This window comes from Antrihabitans stalactiti (assembly GCF_012932915.1).
GTDB lineage: Bacteria > Actinomycetota > Actinomycetes > Mycobacteriales > Mycobacteriaceae > Antrihabitans > Antrihabitans stalactiti.
Window position 1 is genome coordinate 80237 of record NZ_VCQU01000015.1, and the last position, 23139, is coordinate 103375.

16 protein-coding genes and 1 pseudogene are annotated in these 23139 nt (G+C 63.0%); 8 read left to right on the forward strand and 9 right to left on the reverse strand.

Annotated features, from left to right (window positions below):
- Nucleotides 1-88 precede the first annotated feature (88 nt).
- Together FGL95_RS29965 and FGL95_RS29970 are read right to left on the reverse strand one after the other, a co-directional pair.
- Nucleotides 89-2026, reverse strand: coding sequence for an ArnT family glycosyltransferase (locus FGL95_RS29965; RefSeq protein WP_169594293.1), 1938 nt, complete (start codon nucleotides 2024-2026; stop codon nucleotides 89-91).
- Nucleotides 2027-2115: 89 nt separating this feature from the next.
- A complete protein-coding gene (locus FGL95_RS29970; RefSeq protein WP_169594295.1) occupies nucleotides 2116-3978 on the reverse strand; it encodes a glycosyltransferase family 39 protein in 1863 nt (620 codons plus the stop codon).
- A 188-nt stretch (nucleotides 3979-4166) separates the two neighbouring features.
- Between FGL95_RS29970 and FGL95_RS29975 the strand changes: the two genes are divergently transcribed.
- The 4 genes from FGL95_RS29975 (at nucleotide 4167) to FGL95_RS29990 (ending at nucleotide 8778) form a co-directional block, all read left to right on the forward strand.
- Entirely contained in the window at nucleotides 4167-4763 is a 597-nt protein-coding gene (locus FGL95_RS29975) for a hypothetical protein (RefSeq protein ID WP_169594296.1), read from the forward strand.
- A gap of 418 nt (nucleotides 4764-5181) precedes the next feature.
- On the forward strand, nucleotides 5182-6456 hold the full coding sequence (locus FGL95_RS29980) for a bifunctional glycosyltransferase family 2/GtrA family protein (RefSeq protein WP_169594298.1): 1275 nt from the start codon (nucleotides 5182-5184) through the stop codon (nucleotides 6454-6456).
- Nucleotides 6457-6542: 86 nt separating this feature from the next.
- Nucleotides 6543-7271, forward strand: a complete 729-nt coding sequence (locus FGL95_RS29985) for a response regulator transcription factor (RefSeq protein WP_169594300.1) — start codon at nucleotides 6543-6545, stop codon at nucleotides 7269-7271.
- A complete protein-coding gene (locus FGL95_RS29990; RefSeq protein WP_169594301.1) occupies nucleotides 7249-8778 on the forward strand; it encodes a sensor histidine kinase in 1530 nt (509 codons plus the stop codon). The genes FGL95_RS29985 and FGL95_RS29990 overlap by 23 nt, the downstream gene beginning before the upstream one ends.
- A gap of 171 nt (nucleotides 8779-8949) precedes the next feature.
- Here the strand turns inward: FGL95_RS29990 and FGL95_RS29995 are convergent, their stop codons facing one another.
- The 4 genes from FGL95_RS29995 to FGL95_RS30010 are packed head-to-tail and all read right to left on the reverse strand — an operon-like array spanning nucleotide 8950 to nucleotide 13835.
- Nucleotides 8950-10617 (reverse strand): CocE/NonD family hydrolase, encoded by a 1668-nt coding sequence (locus tag FGL95_RS29995; RefSeq protein ID WP_169594303.1) that lies wholly within the window; start codon nucleotides 10615-10617, stop codon nucleotides 8950-8952.
- Nucleotides 10618-10663: 46 nt separating this feature from the next.
- Nucleotides 10664-11422, reverse strand: coding sequence for an SDR family NAD(P)-dependent oxidoreductase (locus FGL95_RS30000; protein ID WP_169594305.1), 759 nt, complete (start codon nucleotides 11420-11422; stop codon nucleotides 10664-10666).
- Nucleotides 11419-12219: an enoyl-CoA hydratase-related protein gene (locus FGL95_RS30005; RefSeq protein WP_169594307.1), complete on the reverse strand. Its 801-nt coding sequence runs from the start codon at nucleotides 12217-12219 to the stop codon at nucleotides 11419-11421. Before FGL95_RS30005 ends, FGL95_RS30000 begins: the two co-directional genes overlap by 4 nt.
- Nucleotides 12216-13835: an AMP-binding protein gene (locus FGL95_RS30010; protein WP_240963414.1), complete on the reverse strand. Its 1620-nt coding sequence runs from the start codon at nucleotides 13833-13835 to the stop codon at nucleotides 12216-12218. Before FGL95_RS30010 ends, FGL95_RS30005 begins: the two co-directional genes overlap by 4 nt.
- A 120-nt stretch (nucleotides 13836-13955) precedes the next feature.
- On the opposite strand from FGL95_RS30010, the gene FGL95_RS30015 reads away from it, so the two are divergent.
- Nucleotides 13956-14582 (forward strand): TetR/AcrR family transcriptional regulator, encoded by a 627-nt coding sequence (locus tag FGL95_RS30015; protein WP_169594309.1) that lies wholly within the window; start codon nucleotides 13956-13958, stop codon nucleotides 14580-14582.
- Nucleotides 14583-14662: 80 nt separating this feature from the next.
- Here the strand turns inward: FGL95_RS30015 and FGL95_RS30020 are convergent, their stop codons facing one another.
- Nucleotides 14663-16861 (reverse strand): fatty acid desaturase, encoded by a 2199-nt coding sequence (locus FGL95_RS30020; protein WP_169594310.1) that lies wholly within the window; start codon nucleotides 16859-16861, stop codon nucleotides 14663-14665.
- A gap of 81 nt (nucleotides 16862-16942) precedes the next feature.
- Between FGL95_RS30020 and FGL95_RS30025 the strand changes: the two genes are divergently transcribed.
- Entirely contained in the window at nucleotides 16943-17950 is a 1008-nt protein-coding gene (locus FGL95_RS30025; RefSeq protein ID WP_420838099.1) for an AraC family transcriptional regulator, read from the forward strand.
- Nucleotides 17951-18500: 550 nt separating this feature from the next.
- Here the strand turns inward: FGL95_RS30025 and FGL95_RS30030 are convergent.
- Nucleotides 18501-19111: pseudogene (locus FGL95_RS30030) on the reverse strand (SDR family NAD(P)-dependent oxidoreductase).
- A 118-nt stretch (nucleotides 19112-19229) separates the two neighbouring features.
- Here FGL95_RS30030 and FGL95_RS30035 point away from each other — a divergent pair.
- A complete protein-coding gene (locus FGL95_RS30035; protein WP_169594312.1) occupies nucleotides 19230-19889 on the forward strand; it encodes a hypothetical protein in 660 nt (219 codons plus the stop codon).
- A gap of 312 nt (nucleotides 19890-20201) precedes the next feature.
- Here the strand turns inward: FGL95_RS30035 and FGL95_RS30040 are convergent, their stop codons facing one another.
- Nucleotides 20202-20435 carry a hypothetical protein gene (locus tag FGL95_RS30040; protein WP_169594314.1) on the reverse strand — a complete coding sequence of 78 codons (234 nt, stop codon included), beginning with the start codon at nucleotides 20433-20435 and terminating at the stop codon, nucleotides 20202-20204.
- A 464-nt stretch (nucleotides 20436-20899) separates the two neighbouring features.
- Between FGL95_RS30040 and FGL95_RS33075 the strand changes: the two genes are divergently transcribed.
- Nucleotides 20900-22897 (forward strand): FAD-dependent oxidoreductase, encoded by a 1998-nt coding sequence (locus tag FGL95_RS33075; RefSeq protein ID WP_169594316.1) that lies wholly within the window; start codon nucleotides 20900-20902, stop codon nucleotides 22895-22897.
- The last annotated feature ends 242 nt before the right edge of the window (nucleotides 22898-23139 follow it).

A 23139-nucleotide genomic window follows, 5' to 3' on the forward strand; every position in this document is an offset into this window, starting at 1 on the left:
CACCACATCTTGTTTCCAGATTCTGGGTTCCCAGATCACGGCCGTGTTCAGATCCCGCGTGGAACACGTCCCTCGGCCGAACCCTGTATCAGTTCCCGACGGGCTGGCTCAGGTCGTAGACCGTGGTGCCGCCGACCGTCTTGGCGGTGAAGTTGGCCTCGACCCACGCGGTGATTTCAGCGCCACTGCCCGAGTCGCCGCCGGGGCCGCCGCCTCGACCGCCGCCGTAGAAGTACGAGATTTCGCCGTCGGCGACGTAGGTCTTGAACTGCTCGAGTGTGGGGGAGTTGTCACTGCCAGTGAACCCGCCGATCGCCATGATCGAAGCGCCAGTAGACAATTCGAGACCGGATGCCGACATGGAAGTCACAGTGGCTGCTGCCCAACGGGTGTCGGTGTTCTTCAACAGTTCTTGCAATTCCGAGTTGTCATTGTTCTCACTACTGGGCATTCCGCCGTCGGCCGCGTTGGCGTCAGGCGCACTCATGTCCATACCGCCGGGCGCGCCCATGCCGTTGCCGGTATTGGGGCCGGAGGACGGAACGGGTCCGGTGTGTGGTGTGGTCGCGGTGTCGATCGCGTACGCGGTCGTTCCGGCCAGGCCGAACAGCAGGCCCGCGATAGCGACGGCAGCAGTGAACTTTCCGAGTTGATGTGCGCCGACGATAAGGATGGCGGCGACGATGATCGATCCGATGAGCACGATCCAACGCATCGCCGGGAACCAGTCGGGGGTCCGGTCGAGCAGAACGAACGCCCAGATCCCGGTCGACGCGGACATGGCGCCGAGGGCGATGCGCGGGAGACGGAATTGCCTGCCCCGCCACAGCTCGACGACGCAAATTCCGACGACTGCGGCGATAGCCGGTGCGAGCGCCACGGTGTAGTAGGGATGAATTATGCCCTGCATGTAGCTGAAGACCACTCCGGTTACGAGAAGCCATCCGCCCCAGAGGATCAGAGCGGCGCGAGTGCGACCCGTGCGAGGTGTGCGCCGAGTGAACCACAGCCCGGCGACGAGACCGATCAACGCAGCTGGGAGCAACCAGGAGATCTCGGTGCCCATGGAATCATCGAAGAGCCGCGTGATCCCGGTGCCGCCACCGAAGCCGCCCCCGCCGCCACCGCCACTCATGTTGCCCGAGCCCCCGAGGACGCGGCCCAGACCGTTGTAGCCGAGCGCGAGCTCGAGCAATGAGTTGTCGGTGGAGCCGCCGATGTAAGGCCGGGAATCGGCGGGCCACAGACTGACGAGCGCCACGAACCAGCCGCCCGAGATGATCATCGCCGCACAGGCGCCGAGCAATGCCAGGATTCGGCGGCCGAAGCCGATCGGGGCAGCGACCAGGAACACCAGACCGAGCGCAGGCAGTACCAGGAATGCCTGCATCATCTTGGTCAGGAAGCCGAACCCGATGGCGACGCCCGCCAACGCGAGCCAACGCGCGCTTCCGCTCTCTGTCGCCCGGACGGTGCAATATGCGGCCACGACGAGCAGCAACACCAGCAGGGCATCTGGGTTGTTGAACTTGAACATCAATGCTGCGACGGGAGTCATGGCCAACGCGACTCCGGCGAGCAGACCCGCAGCAGGTCCGCTCCATCGCCGGACGGCGGCATATACGAGACCCACCGAACCGACGCCCATCAGTGCCTGGGGGAGCAGCATCGAGAACGAGCTGAAGCCGAGGAGCCGGCCGGACAGGCCCATCACCCACAGTGACGCTGGCGGTTTGTCGACTGTGATGGCGTTGCCCGCGTCGAGCGATCCGAAGAGCAGTGCCTTCCAACTCTGTGTGCCGGCTTGCACTGCGGCGGCATAGAAATCGTTGGCCCACCCCGAGGCGCTCAGGCCCCAGAAGTAAAGAACGGCAGTCAATGCGAGCAGTGCGTAGAGACCTGGCCGGGCCCACCGCGGCTGATCCGCCGGCCCCACCAACAGCTCGCGCACCCGCGACGGCGGGTGCACCGCATCCTCGGGCCCGCCGTATGGTTCAGGCCGCAACGGCGCCTCAGTTGTCGTCATGTCGAATCCTCTCGTAGTCGGGTGAACTCATGCCGCGCGTGCGCGCGGACCTTGTTGGGAAGTTGGGTTGTCTTGGCGCGTCGTGCTATTCAGTGGACGGTGAGGTCGTAAAGGGTGACGCCGTCGATCGTCGTTGCGGTGTAGTTGGCCGCGACCCAGGCGGCGATGTCGCTGGCCGCGTCGCTACCGGTTTTCTCCGATCCGAAACCGCGCATGATCTCGCTGTCGATGAAGTAGTGAATCCGACCTTCCGCCACGTAGTCCTGGAACTGGGCGAGAGTTGGTGCGGGATCGGTGCCGTTGAACCCGCCGACCGCCATCACCGGGTTGCCGGTTTCGAGTTGATAGCCGGCTGCGTTGCTGGATCCGACGGTGGCCGCCGCCCATGTGTAGTCGTCGGCATTTGCCCTGAGTGCTGCGGTGACATTCGCACCTGGAGTGACGCCGCCGAGAAGGCCGCCGGTCGGCATGCCACCACCAGGTCCTGCACCCGACGACGGTCCCGCTGAAGGTATGGCTCCCGTGTGCGGAGTCGCGGCGGTGGCCAGCGAGTAGGCACCTGGACCGCTCAGCCCGGCCAGGACTGCAAGCGCAACCGCTGCCGTCGCAATGGCTTTCGGTAGCCTGCCCGCACAGAACAGCATCCCTGCCGCCACGACACCGACCACGACGATGGCTGGGCGCAGCCACGGATTCCAATCCTCGGTCCGTACGAGCAGGACAACGGCGGCCATGGTTGTCACCAGCATTGTGCCTGTCAGCACCGCCGTGGCGCGAATATCGTTGCGGCGCTGCCACAGTAGCGATGCACCGACACCGACCGCTCCGCCGACTGCCGGCGCGAGTGCCACCGTGTAATACGGATGCATGATGCCGTTGGCGAAGCTGAAGACGACACCTGTGACGACCAGCCAGCCCAGCCACAGCAGTAGCGACGCACGGACCGCGTCCGTTCGCGGCGCTCGTCGGGTGACCCCCAAGCCGGCGATGCCGAGAATCAGCGCGGCAGGAAGGAGCCAGGCGATCTGACCACCCATCTCCGAACCGAACAGCCGTGCCCAGCCGACATCGAAGTTCATGTTGCCGAGGCCCCCGACCTCATTTCCGGTCAAACGCCCGAAGCCGTTGTAGCCCAACGCAAGTTCGAGCACGCTGTTGTCCTGCGAGCCCCCGATGTAAGGCCGCGCTGACTCGGGCCACAGCGCGACGATCGCCAGGTACCAGCCCGCCGACACGACCGTCACGACAACAGCAATGACAGACCGCACGATTCGGGTGCGCAACGGCACCTGTGCGGCAAGCAAGAACACCGCCGCGAACGCCGGCAGTACGAGGAAGGCCTGCATCATCTTCGCCAGGAATCCGAAGCCGATCGCTACACCTGCGAGTGGCAACCACCAAGCGCTGCTGTCTTTTTCGATCGCGCGAACCACACAATAGGCCGCGACAGTGAGGAGCAGGACCAACAGCGCATCCGGATTGTCGAAGCGGAACATGAGCGTCGCGGCCGGCGTCAGCGCCAGAACTGCGCCGGCCAGAAGTCCTGCCCCGTGTCCACCGACTCGGCGTACCGCCGCATAGAGCATTGCAACGGCCGCGACGCCTTCGAGTGCCTGCGGCACAAGCAGACTCCACGAGTTGAACCCGAAGATGCGCGCGGAGAGGTCCATGACCCACAGCGCGGCTGGCGTCTTGTCGACCGTGATGGCGTTGGCCGCATCACTGGAACCGAAGAACATCGCCTCCCAGCTTTGGGATCCGGCCTGTACGGCGGCCGCGTAGAACTGATTCGCCCACCCGCTGGCACCGAGATCCCAGATGTAGAGCAACGCGGTCCCACCGAGGAGCATCAGCAACGAGACTCGCCGCGTCAGCGCAGCACGCTTCTTCGCGCGTACTGGTGCGAGCTCGATCCGTCGAGAAGGCGCCGCCTCGAGCGCAGTCGTTGTCATACGACGATCGTCAACCAATGACGTGGACGCAGCCTTTGTCTGACCTGTGCATCAGCTATGTGTGGGCGGCCATAGCGGATGCTGACCTCGGGCACAGCTCGCTCTCACGTTCGGGATAAAGGATTGGCCAAAGCGGCGGCAAATCACCGTCGATACTGTGTCAGCACCTCGAATAGGAGAACCTCACGATGACGAGCCCTGTCTCGGATCAACCTACCGTCGACGAACATCCCTGGGGGACACCGCAATCCGCACCCGAGAGCGCGTGGTCGGCGAAGAAGATACTAGCGGCCGTCGGCATCGCCGGCGCGGTTGCGGTCGCCGGCGGAGGAGTGATCTACGCGGCTTCGAACAGTTCGGAAAACAATGGCGGACCCGGCAATTCTCCGTTTGGGGCAGGGCCGGGAATGAACATGAACAGCAGCGAAATGACGGCCCCCAACACCGTGGGCCTTTCCGGCACGCCCTTGCACGGTGAATTCGTCGTGGCAGGCGAAAACGGTGGCTATAGAACCGAGCTGGTACAGACTGGAACGGTGACCGCGGTCTCCGACACCGCCGTCACCGCGAAGAGTTCCGACGATTTCACGCAGACCTATACGCTCGCCGACACTTCCAACATCGCAGTGTTGAAAGTCGTTGACACAGTGAGCATTCAGGGAACCGAGTCCGATGGCGCCGTCACCGCCGTCACGATCACCCCGGCTACCGGCAGCGGCGCAAAGGTCGCCACGCCCGGCCCCGATGTGCCGATGAACGGCCCGCAGGGACGACCCGGCAAATGAGCGCCAACCACGCGCGATAGACCGAGCTATGCAGAAGGCCTCCGGAACGTAGTAGTTCCGGAGGCCTTTCATCTGGGCGTGGATCAGCGCCAGAACGGCAGCGACCGATACCAGCCGCCACCTGGCCAGAAGTTCTGCACGTACGGGGCGAAGTTGTTGAAGATGTCGTGCCACATGTTGTTTCTCCGTCGGTTCGCCCGGCGGATTTGCTCCGCCGGTTTGTCTTGTCGACAGGTTCGACGCTATGCGCGGATCGCGGACCGTGCAACGAAATACGCTGTCTCACAGTGTATTCAGAGTCTTCTCATAGCCTTCGGGGGCGCTCGTAGCAGAAACCATTGGGTAGCAACCGATAACTCACAGCGGACCCATAGCTTGTGCAAATAGCAGACCCATCTCGCAATTCGACGATTGCTTCATGACGACACTCGCACTCGGCTCTCACACGAGCCCAACCAATTTCATGTCTCGGCCGAACGCCGCAGTCGATGCACACCTGCGCGGTGTTGCCGTGCTCGACGTGGTCGTGCCGGTATACAACGAGCAACGCGTGCTGGCCATCACGATTCATCGGCTTCATCGCTATCTCAGCGACAACTTCCCGTACTCGTTCCAGATCACCATCGCCGACAACGCCAGCGTTGATGACACTCCACGTATCGCGGCCTCGCTGGCCGCCGAGTTGGAAGAAGTGCGCATGGTCCGGTTGGAGCAGAAGGGGCGCGGACGGGCGTTGCACACAGTGTGGTCAGCATCGGAAGCGCCAGTGCTCGCGTACATGGATGTGGACCTGTCCACCGACCTCGCCGCTCTGGCGCCGCTGGTGGCGCCGTTGATCTCCGGTCACTCGGATCTGGCGATCGGGACTCGGCTCGGTCGCGGCTCGCGGGTGGTCCGCGGCGCCAAGCGTGAGGTGATATCTCGCTGCTACAACTTGATTCTTCGTTCGACGCTCTCGGCCAGGTTCTCCGACGCTCAGTGCGGATTCAAAGCGATCCGATCCGATGTTGCGGAGCACCTGCTGCCCCTCGTTGCCGACACCGGATGGTTCTTCGATACCGAGCTACTGGTGTTGGCCGAACGCAGCGGTTTGCGGATTCACGAGGTGCCGGTCGACTGGGTCGACGACCCGGACAGCCGTGTCGACATCGTCGCGACCGCGACCGCCGACCTCAAGGGGATCGGCCGGCTGCTGCGTGGATTCGCCACCGGCTCGATTCCCGTGCAGGCGGTTGCCGAGCAGTTGGGTGCGCGGATTGTGTCATCCTATCCGCCGTCACGGTTGCTGCAGCAGGTTGTGCGGTTCGGTGCGATCGGCGTCGCAAGCACCTTGGTCTATCTGCTGTTGTTCGTAGCGATCAGCGGGTCGTGGGGTTCGCAGATCGCCAATCTGATTGCGTTGTTGGTGACCGCGGTGGCCAACACAGCCGCTAATCGTCACTTCACCTTCGGTGTCCGCGGCACCGGCGGCGCAGCTCGCCAACACGCAGAGGGCTTGATCGTCTTCGCCATCGGGTTAGCGCTGACAAGTGGCTCACTTGCCATGCTGCACAGCCTCACCGAACCGCACCGTGCGGTCGAGCTAGTCGTGCTGGTGCTGGCAAATCTCCTCGCAACGGTCCTGCGGTTCGTCCTACTGCGGGGTTGGGTGTTCCACCCAGGCCGCGGGCGAGTCCACACTCCCGCACGTTGACTCTCGCAGGGGAGATACTGGGGCTTCACAGCTCACACATAGAAAAGGCACAGCGACCGCTCATCCCTACATCACAGAATGAAGACATGGCCGCATTGGAACGCATCGCGCAACAACGCTCAGACGGAGGCACCATCTCGGTGCTCGTGGTCGACGACGAACCCGTGCTTGCCGAGATGGTGTCGATGGCGTTGCGCTACGAAGGGTGGGATGTCGCGACCGCTGCCGACGGCGCGTCTGCGCTGGCAAGCGCTCGTGAAACCCGTCCGGACGTCGTCGTTCTCGACGTCATGCTGCCCGATATGAGTGGCATCGATGTTCTCCTCAAACTTCGTGCCTTGATTCCCCACGTGCCGGTGCTGCTGCTGACCGCGAAGGACTCGGTGGAGGACCGCATCGCCGGTCTCACCGCCGGTGGAGACGACTACGTCACCAAGCCGTTCAGCCTCGAGGAGGTCGTCCTGCGTTTGAGGGCCCTGCTGCGACGAGCCGGCGTCTCTGCCGAATCGAACGATGCAGAAATAGTTGTGGGAGACCTTGTGCTCGATGAAGACAGCCACGAAGTGTCGCGCGCGGGCGAGCCGATTGTGTTGACCTCGACCGAGTTCGAACTATTGCGATTCATGATGCGCAATCCGAAGCGAGTGATGAGTAAGGCGCAAATTCTGGACCGGGTATGGAACTACGACTTCGGTGGTCGATCCAACATTGTCGAGCTGTACATGTCGTACTTGCGAAAGAAGATCGACAACGGACGAGAACCGATGATCCACACCATGCGCGGTGCAGGTTATGTCCTCAAACCAGCTCGCTGAGAGGTGGTCCGGTCTGCGGGCGCGGTCGCCTCGGCGTTGGTCGCTCCGCGCACGGCTACTCGCGGCGCAGACCGTCTTGCTCGCCATCGTCTGTGTTGTGATTGGAACAGCCACCGTCCTTTCGCTCCAGCAATATCTCGTCCATGAACTCGATCAGCAACTGATCGATGCCGGCCAGCTTTCGGTCCGGGTTGCCGATGGCACCTTGCCGCCCCCGCCATCCGGTTTCTCCGACGGCCCGGGCCCCGTCTTCCTGGATGCTCCAGGCCAACGCCCGGGTACGGTCGGCGCCGTGATCAAGGGTGACCGAGTGACGGACGCGGGCGCTTTGACCAGCACGGGAAGTCGGGCAGCGCTGAGCGAGTCCGCGAAGTCGGCGTTGCAGGCGATCCCGGTCGACGAGGGCCCGCGCACTGTCGAAATCAACGGGCTCGGTAACTACCGCGTGCTTGCGACCAAAACGCGGGCTGGTGACGTGGCTATTACCGGGCTTCCGCTCGGGGAGGTCGATGCGACGTTGTTCCGGGTGCTGTTGATCTTCACGCTGGCGGCGGTGGCGGCGCTGATAGCGGCGATCACGTTGGGTATCTTGATGATTCGGCGAGCTTTGCGTCCGCTGACGCGCGTAGCGGCCACGGCCCGAGGCGTCGGGGATCTCGAGTTGGACCGAGGCGAAGTCGAGTTGCCGGTGCGAGTACCCGAGATCTATACCGATCCCAGTACCGAAGTCGGTCAGGTCGGTTCGGCGCTGAACTGGATGCTCGACCACGTTGCCGCGGCCTTGTCGTCGCGACAAGCCAGCGAAACACGAGCGCGTCAATTCGTCGCCGATGCAAGCCACGAACTACGAACGCCCCTGGCCGCCATACGCGGTTACGCAGAACTCGCGCAGCGCGAGCGTCCGGACATGTCCGACAAGGTGGCGCACGCAATGTCTCGTGTCGATTCGGAAGCGAAGCGAATGACACGCCTCGTCGACGACCTGCTGTTGTTGGCCCGTCTGGACTTCGGCCGCACGCTGGAACGCGAAGACGTCGACCTCTCGCGGCTCGTCCTCGACGCGGTGAGCGATGCACACATCGCCGGATCAGACCATGACTGGAAGATCGACCTACCCGACGAACCGGTATACGTCGTCGGAGATGCCGAACGTCTGCATCAGGTACTGGTGAACCTCCTCGCCAATGCGCGTACCCACACTGGGCCGGGTACGACGGTCACGACGACCCTTCGCGCCGACGACGACGGTGGGGTGGTGCTATCGGTCGAGGACAACGGCCCGGGAATACCACCTGAGCTGGAATCGGAGGTGTTCGAACGGTTCTCGCGCGGCGACACCTCCAGATCGCGGCGAGCAGGAAGCACCGGCCTCGGCTTGGCAATCGTTGCTGCGGTCGTCAAGGCGCATCGTGGGTCGATCGATGTGCGGAGTGTTCCTGGCCGGACTGTGTTTACGGTTCGGTTGCCTCGGCGGGGCGTTGGGGTGGGACTCACAGTGGACCCCTAGTCTGTGCCAACGGGGTTGCTGTGCTCGACGTGGTGTCAAACACCCGGAGCCGTCCGTGGCACTCACCGCGGTCCGCTGGCGCGGTCGGTTGCCGGGAACCGGGCCTGCACTTCGGTGAAGACCTCGCCGTAGCGGGCGAGCGGGCTTATCAAGCTGAGCCGCCCGCTTGAGCTACTTGGGGATGACCGGGAGCATGAGGCGGGATGGGCGCTGTGCGTCGTGGTGGATAGTTTGGTGTGCGACGCGGAATTTGCTGGGGTCGTCGACGTCAATGTCGGTGTTGGGGTTGCGGTCCCAGCGGGGGAAGTTGCTCGACGCTACTTGTACTCGGATGCGATGGCCGGCCTTGATGACGATGCTGGTCGACCAGAGATCGATCTCGGTCGCGTCGATGCGGCCGGGTTCGGTTGTGACTCGGCGGATGCCGTCGACGATGTTGTGGGAAGTACCGTTTTCGTCGACGTCACAGAGTGTGACAACCCAATCGGTCGTGGGTCCGTCGGTTGCGGCGAAGAGTTCGGCGGTCACTCTGCCGGTGATTTCCAGGTCTTCTGTCAGCACTGGTGTCGTGAACACCAGTACGTCGGGGCGACTTTCGACGGCTGCCTGATCCTTGGGCCCGGGTGGAAATTGGCTCGACATGACGAGGTTGCCGCCGCAGGTGGGCGCTGGATCGGCTGGGTCGTATACGAATTCGGTATGTGACTGTTCATGTGTGGGCTCGTCGAATGACAGGGCGCCGTCGTCGTGGAGATACAGGGGCGTGGCGACCGCGCGTGCGAGTGGCCAGCTTTGCTCTTCACGCCATTGGTTGATTCCCATGACAAAGATGAGTACCGGTGCGCTTGGATCTTCGGTGTCGGATCCGTCGCGAAGGTAGTGCTCGAACCAGTCGAGTTGGAAGTCGGTCATGGTCGCGGCGCCGGGGGCCACCGCCGACAGCATGCCGAAGTTGCGGTCGCCGATCTGGCCGAAGTTGAAGAAGCTCACATGAGTCCATGGGCCGACGACAAGTCGGGTAGGCACACCGCGTTCTTGCATCGCAACGTAGTTATCGAGAGTTCCCTGCCCGAATACGTCGTACCAGCCGCCGATGTTGAGGCTCGGCACAGACACTTGGTCGTGGTGACCGGCGACGCGGCACTCTTCGGTCGTCTCAGGATCTTGCAATCCTCGTTGGACGCCGATGTCGGGCAGGCCCGCCCGGGTGAGTGCGGGGAGCTGTCCCGCGGGGAGCCCCCAGTAGCCCTCGGTGGGTAGGGAGTCGAAATCATGCACGGTGGTTCCCAGCGCGGCGAGAAGATCGCCTGGCTCGGCGATGACCTTCGGCAACTGCGACAAGTTCTGCAGAAGTGTCCACCATCCGTTGAGTCCCAATTCGACTGCGCCGCCACGGAACATGAGACCGTCCGCGGGGTCGCTCCAGGTGATCTGCGGTGCAATCGCGGCTAGGCCCGGTGGTTTCGTGAGAGCAGTGGCCCACTGCGTCTGGCCGGTGTAGCTGCCGCCGAACATGCCTACCTTGCCGTTGCTGCCGGGTAGGCGACTTGCCCACACGACGGTGTCGTACCCGTCTTGCTGCTCGTAGGCCCAGGGTAGCCATTCCCCCTCGGAGCCGAACCGCCCACGCGTGTCCTGTTGCACGACAATGTAATTGCGCTTCACCGCGGCCAGCGCATCGAAGGTTAGGACGTTCAACGAGCCTGTCCTGTCGTACGGGGTGCGTTGGATCAGCACCGGATACGATCCCGGAGCCGCCGGGCGATACACGTCGGCCCGCAGAATAGTGCCGTCGCGCATCGGAACTTCTACGTTGAGGTCAATGCTTATCTGGCTCATGTCAACTTCCTACTTTCTTGTGTATAGCAACTCGATGAGGTGACGGCTAGCGGATCGAGGACCCAATTCCCAGACCGCCGTCGACGTCGAGGACGATTCCGCTGACGTAGCCGGCGGCGGGGGAGCAGAGGTAGGCGGCGGCTTCGGCGATGTCGGTCGGGTCGCCGGTACGGCGTTGTGGCACTTTGGATATCAGTTTCTCGCGGGCGGGTTTGTTCATGGAGGCGAGCATCGGTGTGTCGATGAGTCCGGGGGCGATGGCGTTGGCGGTGATGCCGTCGCGTGCGGTTTCCAGGGCGATGGTGCGGGTGAGTCCGACGATGCCGGCTTTGGCTGCGACGTAGTTGGATTGGCCGAAGTTTCCGCGCCAGCTCATGGAGCTGAAGGACACGATGCGTCCATAGTTGCGGGCGCGCATGTGCGGTAGGACGGCTTGGGTGCACAGGAACGTTCCGGTGAGGCAGACGTCGAGGACGGCATGCCAGTCGGCGAGCGTTGTCTTTTCGATTCGGTTGTCGCGGATGATGCCGGCGTTGTTGACCAGGACGTCGATGCGGCCGTGGGTGTCGGCGAGGGTGTCGACCCAGTGCTGAACTTGCTCGGCGGAGGCGACGTCGACGGGGTGGCTGGTGGCGGTCTGCCCGTGGCGTTGGGTGAGATCGGCGGCGAGTTCTTGTCCGGCGGTGTCGTTGATCTCGGCGATGGCGACGGTGGCTCCTTCGGCGGCGAAGCGGTGCGCCATGGCCGCTCCGAGACCTTGACCCGCGCCGGTGACGAGGACGACTTGGTCGGTGTAGCGGTTCATCGTGTTCCTGTTCGGAGAGGGAGAGCCGTAGGGGGTGTGCGGTGCAGGAACTCGCGCAGTGCTGCGGGGACGTCGTGGGATTGCCAATGTGTGTCGAAGGCGTCGAGTTCGGATGACAGGTCTCGTCTTTCGTCGAACGAGTTCAACTCGGCGAGCAGCTTTTTGTAGGCGGATTGGGCGGGACCGGCGTGGGTGGCGAGTTGTGCGGCGGCGTCGAAGGCGGTGGTGTGCAGGTGTTCTCGTTCGACGATCGCGTGTAGCCAGCCGGTGTGCTGGAGATCCGGTGCGGGGATCAGTGCGCCGGTGAGTGCGAGCCAGCGGGCTGTCGAGTCGCCCACTTTGCGGGGCAGCCGCACGCTGGCTCCGCCGGCGGGCAGCAGGTTGTTGCGGACGTGTCCGTCACCGATGAGTGCGGTCGGTGTGGCGACGACGACGTCGCAGGCCAACGCGAGTTCGAGGCCGCCGGCGACGGCGTGCCCGTGGATGGCGGCGACGACGGGTAGTGGGCTGGCTTCCAAGCGGGTGGCGAAGTCGGATACGTCCCGTAGAAACCCGAGCGGCGTCTCGCCCTCAGAATGCAGTTGTAGAAAGTACTTGAGATCAGCACCAGCGCAGAAGCTTTCACCAGCGCCGGTGAGAACGATGGTGCGGGTGGCGGGGTCGTTCTCCGCGCGGGTCAGCGCCGTTGCGAGAGCGTCGATCAGGGTGTCGTCGAGCGCGTTGCGCCGCTGCGGCCGGTTGAGGGTGAAGACGCGGGTGGCTCCGACCTGGGACACGAGCAGTGGCAAGTCGGTCACGACGGCACACCCTGGCGCGCGATGTCGGCACGTCGCTGCTGGCGCAGTTGAGCGCGCTGGATTTTCCCGCTGGGAGTTTTGGGGAGGGCCTCGACGAAATGCACCTGGCGGGGGTAGGCGTGTGCGGCGTACTTGGATTTGACCCACAGTTGCAGTTCGCGCGCCAGGTCGGCATCTGCGGCGGACCCGGTTGTCGCGACGACGAAGGCTTCGACCACTTCGCCGCGGATGTCGTCGGGGGCCGCGACGACGGCGCATTCGCGAACTCGGGGGTGTTGGGCGAGAACGGATTCCACGTCGAAGGGGCCGATGCGGTAACCGGCCATGATGATGACGTCGTCGTCGCGGGAGGAGAACCGCAGCACGCCGTCGTTGTCGAGGGACGCGGTGTCGCCTGTGAGGTAGTAGGTCTTGTGTGGGGTGAATCGTCCCGCCTCACCGCGTCCGCCGGCGTATGCGGTGAACGTCATCAGCGGGCTGTCGGCGACGACAACGGCGAGACGGCCGACTGTTCCGGTGGGTGCTGGGGTGTCGTCGTCGGAAAGGACGGTCAGGTGCCAGCCTGGCAACGCGACGCCCATCGCGTTGTCGACGACCGGTACGGCGTAAATGGGATGGTGCGGGAACCCGGCGGGCATGCCGAGTTCGGTCTGTCCGAAGTGATCGTGCACCACCAGATCGAGCTCTGTTCTCGCCCAGGCATTCACTTCCGGTGTCAACGGCTCGCCGGCGCTGGAGAGGCGGCGTAACACCAAGTCTGTTGGTTGGGTGGGTTTTTCGGCGCGGAGGCTGCGGTACACCGTCGGCGCGGCGGCAAAGTCGGTCACGCCCAATTCGGCCAGCACACGCCAGGTCGAGGTCGCGGAGAAACCGCCGCGCACCAGGATGGTCGGTACGCCTACGGCCAGCGGCGCAACGATGGCGGTGTAGAGGCCGTAGGCCCAGCCCGGGTCGGCCGCGCACCAGAAAACGCTGTCGTCGGTGACGCCGAGCGCGAACCGCAGGTAGCTGTCCCAGCCGGCGATGTAGCCGACGGGGTGGATGACACCCTTGGGGTTGCCGGTCGTTCCAGAGGTGAACATATGAACCAGTTCGCCGTCTGCGCCGACGGCGACCGGGGGCACGGTTTCCTCGGGTGCGGTGGCGACCGCGTGGGCCAGGCCGTCCTTCTCCGGGCTGTCGGAGATCAGCACATCCCATTGCCCTGCAGCCACTTTGGCCCGGTACTGCGCATCGACCACGACGAGTGTGGTGCCCGAATCTTTCAGCCGCGACGTGACGGCGTCTTCGGCGAATGCAGTGAACAGCGGTACGTACACCGCCCCGACCCGCCAGATGCCGAGCAGAACGGTGACCAGGTCGGCGCTCTTGCCCATCAACGTGGCGACGCGGTCGCCGGGCCCGATTCCGCGGTCCCGCAGCACCGCAGCGAACCGGCACGACAGTTCGGCCAGGTCGCCGTAGGTGTATCGAGTGGTGGTCAAATCCTCGTCGACGACGACAAGGGCGAGTGACTGCGGGGGATGCCGATCGCACAGCAGTCGCGCGACGTTGGCGTCCGGACCGGCATAGGAGGACAGGATCTCGCGCAGCGGCGCGGCGAGGTCGGCAGGCAAGGGAACTCCTATGGGTACGTTAAGTGGGTACGATGTGTGTCAATAATGTACCCAACGATGGTCCGGAGGGGAACCCCCATGCTGGATCGGGATCGATCGGGGTGTGCCAGACTCGATCGCATGGCACGTGCAGGAGCGACGCCGAACCGTTCGACGTTGAATACTCCGCGTCGGCGTCGGGTGGACACGGCTCGTCGAGACGAGTTGTTGGCCCGGATCGAGGACATTTTTCTTGCCGAGGGATTTACGTCGGTGTCGGTCGACGATCTGACGCAGCGGTTGCGGTGTTCGAAGGCGACGCTCTACAGCGTGGCGTCGACCAAGGAGCAGCTCGTCATCGCCGCCACAAAGCACTTCTTCGGTGCGGCGGCCCAGCAGATCGAGGATGCTGTTGCGGGCGAACCGGATTCGCGCAATCGGATCACGTTGTATCTGGGTGGGGTAGCCGCGGCGATGCGGCGTAATTCGCGTGCGTTCTATGACGACATGGTGTCCTATCAGCCGACTGCGGAGATCTACGCACGCAATACGGCCCAGGCCGCGCGGCGGGTGCAGGAATTGATCGACGAGGGAGTCCGGGCCGGTCACTTCCGGGCGACTGACGGTAGGTTCGCCGCCGAATTGGTGGCGTTGGCGATCGATGCGGTCCAGTCCGGTGTGCTGCTCGAGAAGACCGGCTTGTCTGCGGCCGACGCCTTTGCTGAACTCGGCGACCTCTTGTTGCACGGACTGCTCCGTCAGGACTAGCGCGGGTGAGCGTGAGCACCCGCCCTTTGTCGTTGGATCCCTACGCGCCTGTGGTGTAAGGGTCAGACGGTAGCAGCGGGTCAGAGATCGAGTTCGACATCGGAACATGCCAGGCTGTCGCATACCGTGATGCGGTCCATCGGCTCGGATTTGACCTCATGTTGCGTGGTGCCGCTCAGTTTGGGTGTGACGCACGCTCGGCATAAGCCGCGTAGGCAACCCGTCGGCACACGTATCCCGACGTTGCCGGCGGCCTCGAGCAACGTGGTCGCACCGTCGATCTGGACCTTACGTTCGCTGCGCTTGAACGTAACCGTGTACCGGCGACCGTCGTCGACCGGACGAGTGAGCTCCGGCGGCGCGAACGATTCGGTGTGGAAACGATCCGGCGTCTGCCCCAAAGCTGACAGGTGCCAACGCACCGAGTCGACGAGCCCAGTCGGCGCGCACACGAACGTCTCTCGATCGGCCGCGTCTGCGACCAACCCTTCGATTACGCTGGCGGACGGGTGAATTCCGGTGAACAGGTGCACGGTGATTCCCGCTTCACGACCCAGCTCACGGATCTCACGCTCGAATATGATCGAGCGCTCGTCGCGGTTGAAGTACAGCAGGACCGCATCGTTGGCTGTGCCCTCACGCGCGATCTTGCGAAGCTGACTGATGATCGGCGTGATTCCGACACCGCCGGCGATGAACAGTGCCTTGCGGGGCACCTCTGCCATGACGAGTCCGCCAGTCGCAGTAGGTGCGCCGACGACGGTCACGTACGAGCCGGTGCGGATCGTGTCGTTCAGCAGATTCGACACTCGCCCGCCATCGACCCGTTTGACGCAGATGTCCATCGTGTCGGAGCCGGCGCTGTCGTGGACCAAGCTGTACTGACGGACACGAACCTCGTCACCGTGCTCGACCCGCACGGAGATGAAAGCCCCTGCTTCCCACCGTATGCCGTGCCAGGCGTGTGGCTTTTCCAGCCGAATCAGCCGCGCCTGGCCCCCGGCCAGTCGCCGTGTTCCGACGACCTTGACCGGAACGTTGTAGAACCGCGGTTTGTCGAGATAGGGCGCCTCGGGAAGCGTCCGGTACGTCGCACCGAAGGCAAGTCGACGGACGAGGGAGAACGGTTGCTTCAACAACTTCAGCGGGCGCGAAAGTTCACGTTCCCCAAGCGGAATCGAGAACCCGGTGAGCGCCTGCAGTGTCAGTGCCGCCGTATCACCCAGCGGTGTCTCGTGATACGGCAGTCCGTGCCGCAGCACGATCTCCTTGACCTCACTCGCGATCTCGCGCTGCCGGTTCGGCGGCAGGTCGGGAAACAGATGATGCTCGACGTGGGTATCCAAACCTCCGTAGAAGATCCGGAAATCCGGCCGGTTCTCGAAAGGAACCTCCTCGTCGAGAATCTGCTCCAGCGCAGAGTCGAGCTTCTCGCTGCGCAGAAAGTTACGCGTGGCGCGTATCTGGCGCGAGTAGTACTCGTCGCGCGTCTCATCGGGACCCGGGTTCGGAAAGACTTCGACGTCACCCGCGTGGTGCTCGATGACGACCAGGAACAGGACCGCTACATAGCCTGCGACGCCGCCGATGTGGTTGGCCAGCAGCGTCGGCAAGAAACGCGAACCGGCACCGAGCGGTTCTGTGATCAGTCGGCGGACGGTATCGCGGTAGGCGACTCGTGCCGGCGCGCGCAGGGTGTCGCGGCTGAAGAAGGGTGTGCCATCCATGTGGCGGGCGGAGTTGGCCACGATGAACGGTGCGAGTTGGGCGAAGAAGGGTACCGCGGCGCCGACAATTCCGAGCTGCAGCGCATGATGACCGAACCAGTCCTGGGCGGCCTGTGCACGGATGACGCTGTAGCCGAGGTCGTGATCCTCGCCCAAGATGTTCGTATTCGGATGGTGCCCTTCGTGATGCATCACCTTCCACTGGTCCACGTCGACGTTGAAGTCCCACTGGTAGTGATCGGAGTGGTACTCGCCGCCGTTCGGCAGATGATCGTAGGAACCGTGAATGATGTTGTGGCCCAGTTCGGAGAACTGCAGGAGTCGATAGAGCATCTCCAATACGATGGCCCGCCCGGCCGCTTTCGGTCCCCCGTTGTGAAGTAGTTCGAGGCGGCGCGCATCGATCGCCTTGGCGTACGCGGTGACGTTACGGATGTGAGCGAGATCCTCGTCGCCGACCTTCGCTTTCGTCGTCGCGTACAGGTCCTGGAATTCGTCGGCAAGGCTGAGCTGCCTGCCGACAGCCTTGGCGGTGACGCTTGTTGTTTCCATGACAGCAACGGTATGAGCGGGAAACTGCTGGGTGAATACTCGCTTCGGGCACGTATTTGATATTTTCGGACAATGACGGCGGTGGGTACTCCGGTCTGGGCAGTGCCACGCGGAACCGAGGGCGTGCGGATCATGACCCAGGCGGTCGCGGACTACATGTCGTTGCCCGAATGCCTGAGGGGCACCGGTCTGACCGAAGCCGACCTCGCGGATGAAGACGCCGAAATCTGGGCGCACCAGGAGTTCACCGTCGTCCGCAACATCATCGGCAAACTCGGTGATAGAGCAGGATTGGGCATCGACGTCGGCGGGATCAGCACATTCGGCCGAACCGGAATCCTTGGGTTCACTTTCCTCGCGAGTGCGACCGTTCGCGAAGGTTTAGCGCGCATCCTTCCCTACCTCGCGCTCTCGCCCTCACACGTCGCGCTCTCGATCGAGACCGACGAAACCAGCGACTGCATCGTCGCCGACGACGAAGACATCCCAGCCGACGTACGGCCTTTTATCGTCGAACGCGATCTCGCGGGTCTAGCTGCGGTGCTGGAGGGAGCGAACGCGAAGTTGGAGCCCCGATGGTTCGAAACAACCCTCGATGAGGAACGGGCGGCGCGCCTGGTCAAGACGTGGTCCCTCACGGCGGATGTGCGGCCAAACCAACCGCGCAATCGCATCGGCGGACCACCTGGGATGCTGGATATTCCAATGCCGCAGTCAGATCCGAACACCGCGCGGGTGTTCGAGCGCCAGTGTCGACAGTTGCTCGAACGACGACTCGCACGGGTCGGCGTTACCGGTCAGGTGCGGAGCAGGTTGCTGCACACTCCCGGCAGCTTTCCGTCGATGCAGAATGTCGCCGACGAACTGCACCTCGACCCACGGACGCTGCGTCGGAGACTTACCGACGAAGGCACGTCGTTTCGGACACTGGTCGACGAAGTCCGCCGCGCCCTTGCCGAGCGGCTGCTCCTCGAAAACGCTTCGATCGAAACTATCGCACAGCAGCTCGGTTACGCCGAAACTGCAAGTTTCACCCACGCTTTCACGAGATGGACCGGTTCTCCCCCCAGCCGATTTTCCAGGCGATGACCTCTTCCGGTACATCTCGTCGTCGCCCGGCTTGCTTTGGACCTCCCAGGGTGTGAGCCCAAATTCCGCACCCGAAAGACGTCGGCCACTCGAACCCCGCGAAAACGGATTGGGAGTCAACTTGCTCGGTAGGCGTGCGACGCGCTGACCAGGGCCTTTTCGTCAGGCCGCCGCGCTCGGTCAACAGCTTCGCGCCGCAACGTGTTGAGTTGGAGGTTTTGTGCTGACCTTGAAACGAAGAAAACCCCCGCTAAGCGGGGGTTTCTCAGTGCGCCATCAGGGACTTGAACCCCGACCCCGCTGCCTGGGGGACCAAGTAATGCGGTTGTCCGCCGCGGTCCATAAACATCTTGTCTCCCTTAGATTTTCGAGATTCAAGTATCTGTGGCTGTTCGGCGAAATTCGTCCTGATCTGCGGGCAATATGTCGGGTAAGTGTTGGCTAGTTGCCGCCTTCGATCAACATACGACAGGTGCTGGCGATGGTTGGTGTTCACGTCCGATGCAAACACGAATTTGGGCGGGCGGCCACCAGTTCCGTGGAGCACGGCTCAGTTGGCAACCTGTTCAATGAGACCGAGAGCGCGCGTATAGGTTCCCCGCGCGAGTCGCTTGAACTGCCAAGCAACTTTGGCGTCCAGTTGTGGCATGACAGGGAGTTGGCCGCGATAGTGAGCGTCGAGTGTGATCCGCGCGATCGAGTCGGGCGACGAATCCGATCCACCTCATAAGTGTGCTTGGGACAGAGGACAGTGACGGCGACGCCCGTCCCGTTGAGTTCTGCTGCGAGCGTTTCCGATAGCGCCAATACGCCGGCTTTGCTGACGTTGTTTGCGGCCATACACGGGGCAGCGCCGAAGCTGGCCGCTGACGCCGCATCGACGATGCCTCCGCTGCCATATGCGCGAAGGCGAGGCGTGAATACATGGCAACCGTGGATGACGCCCAGCAGGTTGATGTCGATCGTCTGCTGCCAGTCGACGAGCGGGGTCTCACCGATGACGCTGCCGCCCCGCCGATTCCGGCGTTGTTGATGACGAGCGCTGCCGGGTTTGCCAACCATTGCCCAGACGACACGACCACCCCGTCGGCTGAGTTCGACGGCAAAGGCGCGACCGATTCCGCTGCCCGCGCCGGTGACGACTGCGTCAGCGCAGTGCATGGTCGCATCATCGCCCGACTTCGACCGAGCTCCCAAACCCCGGTGCGGCGAAGGGATCTCTCCGCACCGGTTTCCAATCGATGCTCCGTTTCTCCAGGTTCGTTTAAGCTCGTCGCGGATGCCTGACAAGAACGCCAGCAAACGTTGGACCGGACAGCGGCGCGATCTCAAACTCCGCCGCGAATCCTGGGGGTTCGCAGTCGGTTCAACACTCTTCGCGCTGGGCGCCGCGCCGCTCTACGTATCGGCAGTAGACGCGAGGTTGGACAACACCACCTATTTCATCGGTTCGCTGTTCTTTACCATCGCCGGGTTCGTCCAGTTGCGCCTGAGCGGTCGCCCCGTCCCCAATGCCGAATCGCACAAGATCGAAAAGTACGACTGGTGGGCGGCGCTGGTCCAGTTCATCGGCACCCTGCTGTTCAACGTCAGCACCGGCGCTGCGCTGATAATCGGTCTCACCGTCGACGAATCCCGCGACTGGGTGTGGCGTCCCGACATTCTCGGGTCGGTGGGGTTCCTCGTGTCCAGCGCCCTCGCCGTCATTGCCACCACCGAGACGGACAAACTGTGGGACCCGCACGCCCGCAACTGGCGCAGCACCTGGTTCAACATGCTCGGGTCCGTGGCGTTCGGCGTGTCTGCCGGAGCGGCCTTCGTGACGCCCAGCGGCAAACTGGAAGACGCCACCGTCGCGAACATGGGCACCCTGATCGGCGCAATCTGCTTCCTTGTCGCCGCACTTCTCATGCGAGCTCCGCGCTCTAAATCTGCCTGAATCCTATGGACGACTCCGGGTATACCTTGCCTCGCAGCGCACGCCATTCCAGCCAAGCCGACTTTTGGGTCAGGGTCGTCGCCGGTGCCCGTGCTCCGGATCGTCACGAACGAGATTGGACACATGAATCCCGGGTAGAGGGATTGGGAGTCAACTTGCTCCGGTAGGCGTGCGACGCGCTGACCAGGGCCTTTTCGTCAGGCCGCCGCGCTCGGTCAACAGCTTCGCGGCGCAATGTGTTGACCAAAGTGTTGAGTTGGAGGTTTTGTGCTGACCTTGAAACGAAGAAAACCCCCGCTAAGCGGGGGTTTCTCAGTGCGCCATCAGGGACTTGAACCCCGAACCCGCTGCCTGGGGATCCAAGTATTGCGGTCGTCCGCCGATGTCCGCAAAGGTCTTGTCTGCCTTGTATTTTGGGGATTCAAGTATCTGTAGCTGTTCGGCGATGTCCGTCTTGGTTCGTGGGCAATGTGTTGGGTAAGTGTTGGCTCGTTGACGCCCCTGGATCGACACCAGGTAGGTGATGTCGATGTTCGGTGTGCCCATGTTTGGAAGGTAACCACGAACTGGTCGGGGCGGCCACCAGTTCAGCCTTGTCCGCCGAACGCCTTGGTCGACCTAGCGACGCTTTGGCTCACCTGACATCGCGACTGGCCAATCGGCACGGGTGAAAATCGTCCTGCGTCGGCGAAGCGACGTTGTGAAGGTTCGCCCGTCAGCGCGTGATCTTTGGCGTTCGTCAGCTCGAGCTACAGGCACACCGCGTGGCACAGGAAGTATTTGATACGTCTCCTCCGCGGGAGCGATGTAATGCGACCCCCTTCTTGTCATTGCACGACTGTGCGCTTTGTCGCAATTGTGTCTCGCGTCGCGCAATCCAATTCCAAACTGGGGCGCCTCCACTTGCGCGGGGCCTAAAATCGTGAACGGTTACGGTTCCCACAGTCCGGCCTAAACTCTGGTCCTCCGACTTTGGTGGAACGCCACGTCACGAGCGGAGCGAGGCCATTGTGACCGACAACGGCACTATTCCAGCAGTACGCGACCCGCTCCCGATCGCGGTCGTCGGGGGCGGCATTACTGGGCTCTTTTGCGCGTATGTTCTCGCGACGAAAGGTAGGACGGTCGAGTTATTCGAGGCATCTGCTCGACCTGGGGGGCGGATCCGCTCATTTCGCCTTTCCGGCGAAGTCCTGCGTGAGTGCGAACGGGACGAAGCCGCCGGCGAACCCAAGGCCATCGCGGCGAAGGCCACGCTGGAAGACTCAAAATCTTTGGACGACTTGGACTTCTGCGCAGAGTTCGGTCCGATGCGCGTTGAGCTCGATGTGCAGGTCCTGCTCAAGGTTCTGCTCAAACACCTTGGAATCACTCACGCGGAGCCGCCCGAGGACGCGAAGGGGTTCCGGGCCGCCAAGCTGGAGCCGTTTCCGGCCTTCTCCTCGCCCAGCTCCCCTGCAGACCCGGTCTATCGGTTGCGACCCGAAGAAGAGGGAAAGAATCCCTTGGAGCTGCTCGTGCTGGCGATAAGTCGCGCCGTGGTGCACCTAGAATTCGGCTTGGGTTCTGACAAGACCGTCGATCCGAACGTCGCCAAATTTCGGAAGAAGCAGCGCAGGCTAGTCAAAAATCTCGGGATCGCCAGTGCGGTGCAGGAGCCTGGACAGCCCGTCTTCGAGGGCTGGGTCAAGGGTCTCCGCGAATACGACTACTGGGCAATCCAGCGATATGGACAGGTGGCCGTCGCGGGCGAACCGGCCGAGCTATTCACTTTGGGATTCTGGAACCTGATGGCAAACTACCTCAGCCACAACGCGTTAACGAAGATCCGAGACTTGGGCACGTTTTACCACTTGCTCCCAGAAAACCCGAACGCCGCGGAATGGCTCACTTGGTGGCTTCGCGCGTTGTCGATCAGCGACCAATTGCAAGGGATTCTGGGCGGCATGGAGTGCATCGTCGAGAGCTTGCTCGACAAGATGGGCTACGAAAAACGCGGCGCGGAATACGTGAAGAACGACGCTCAATTCGCAAATCTCTCGATCCATCTGTCGCGGACCGTCAAAGCGATAGACGTCGGCGCGCGTGACTTGTCGTTGACCCTGAGCACCGAAGGGGAAGGGCCCGAGGTCCGGCGATTCGAGCGCGCCGTCCTAGCAGTGCCGAAAGTGGCACTCGAGCGGATCGTGTCGGCGAGCCCGAATTTGCGAGATGACTCCAGCGGCAGGCGCAATGAAGAGCTGTCGGCGCTGCTCAATTCGGCGTTTGGATTCCCGATGGTAAAGGTGTTCTTCGTTGTCCGTGAGCGGTGGTGGGAAGAAGCAAAGCGGGCAAACTGGTTTGCGACTCGATTCCCGACACGCGAGGTGCACTACTGGAAAGGGAGGGCCGACAAAAGTACCCGCGGATTGGTAATGCTGTACACAGACCGGCCAGCCTCGTCGTTTTGGGCGAATTACGTCCCGCCGGGCGAACAAACGGACGTCGAAGAGCTGTGCCCCCGTGGCGGGAATGACGATGACTACCGGCGGGTGCTGCGGGCGCGCCTCAAGCAACGCCTGGTGCACTACATCAACGACAACAACGTTCCTGACATCACAGCGGGCGACATTGTCTGGTGCGGAATTATGGACTGGGGCCGGGAACCGTACGGCGCGGCCAATCATGCGTGGCGGCCGGAGCGGAAGTACTGGGAGACGATGGCAGACCTCGCCGATATCAACGTCCGAGGCACCCCCGACGGACCACGCATTCACGTATGCGGTGAGGCGTACTCGGATTACCATGGATTCATCGAAGGGTCGCTCCGTTCGGCGACATACACGCTCGCGCAGATTCTGTATCCGGTAGGTAAGCGCCACGCCATAGCCGTCGAGCTCCCGAAAATGCTCAAGGAGGTCGGTGGCACGCCGCCGCAGCCTCGCGACGGAACTCGCGACGGAGACTACATCGAGGACCTGAAAGCGTGGATCCGCAATCTCGAACGATCTCGATTGCGCCGATCGTAGTGGTGCGGCCCCGACGCAACGAGTTTGTGGCGTGGATGGGCACTCTGCGCCATGGCACGGCGAGCGTCAGGTCATTGCAATCTGGATAGTAGGCGGACGCCTTCATACCGATTGCCGATGAATGGGATCGCGGAATGTCGTCCGCACCGCGGGGCATATCGGCCGCTCGTAGACTGTTGATACGAAGAGGTGGACGCCTGAACGAGTTTCTGTCCCGTTGCCCTCGCGATTGTGAGCACGTC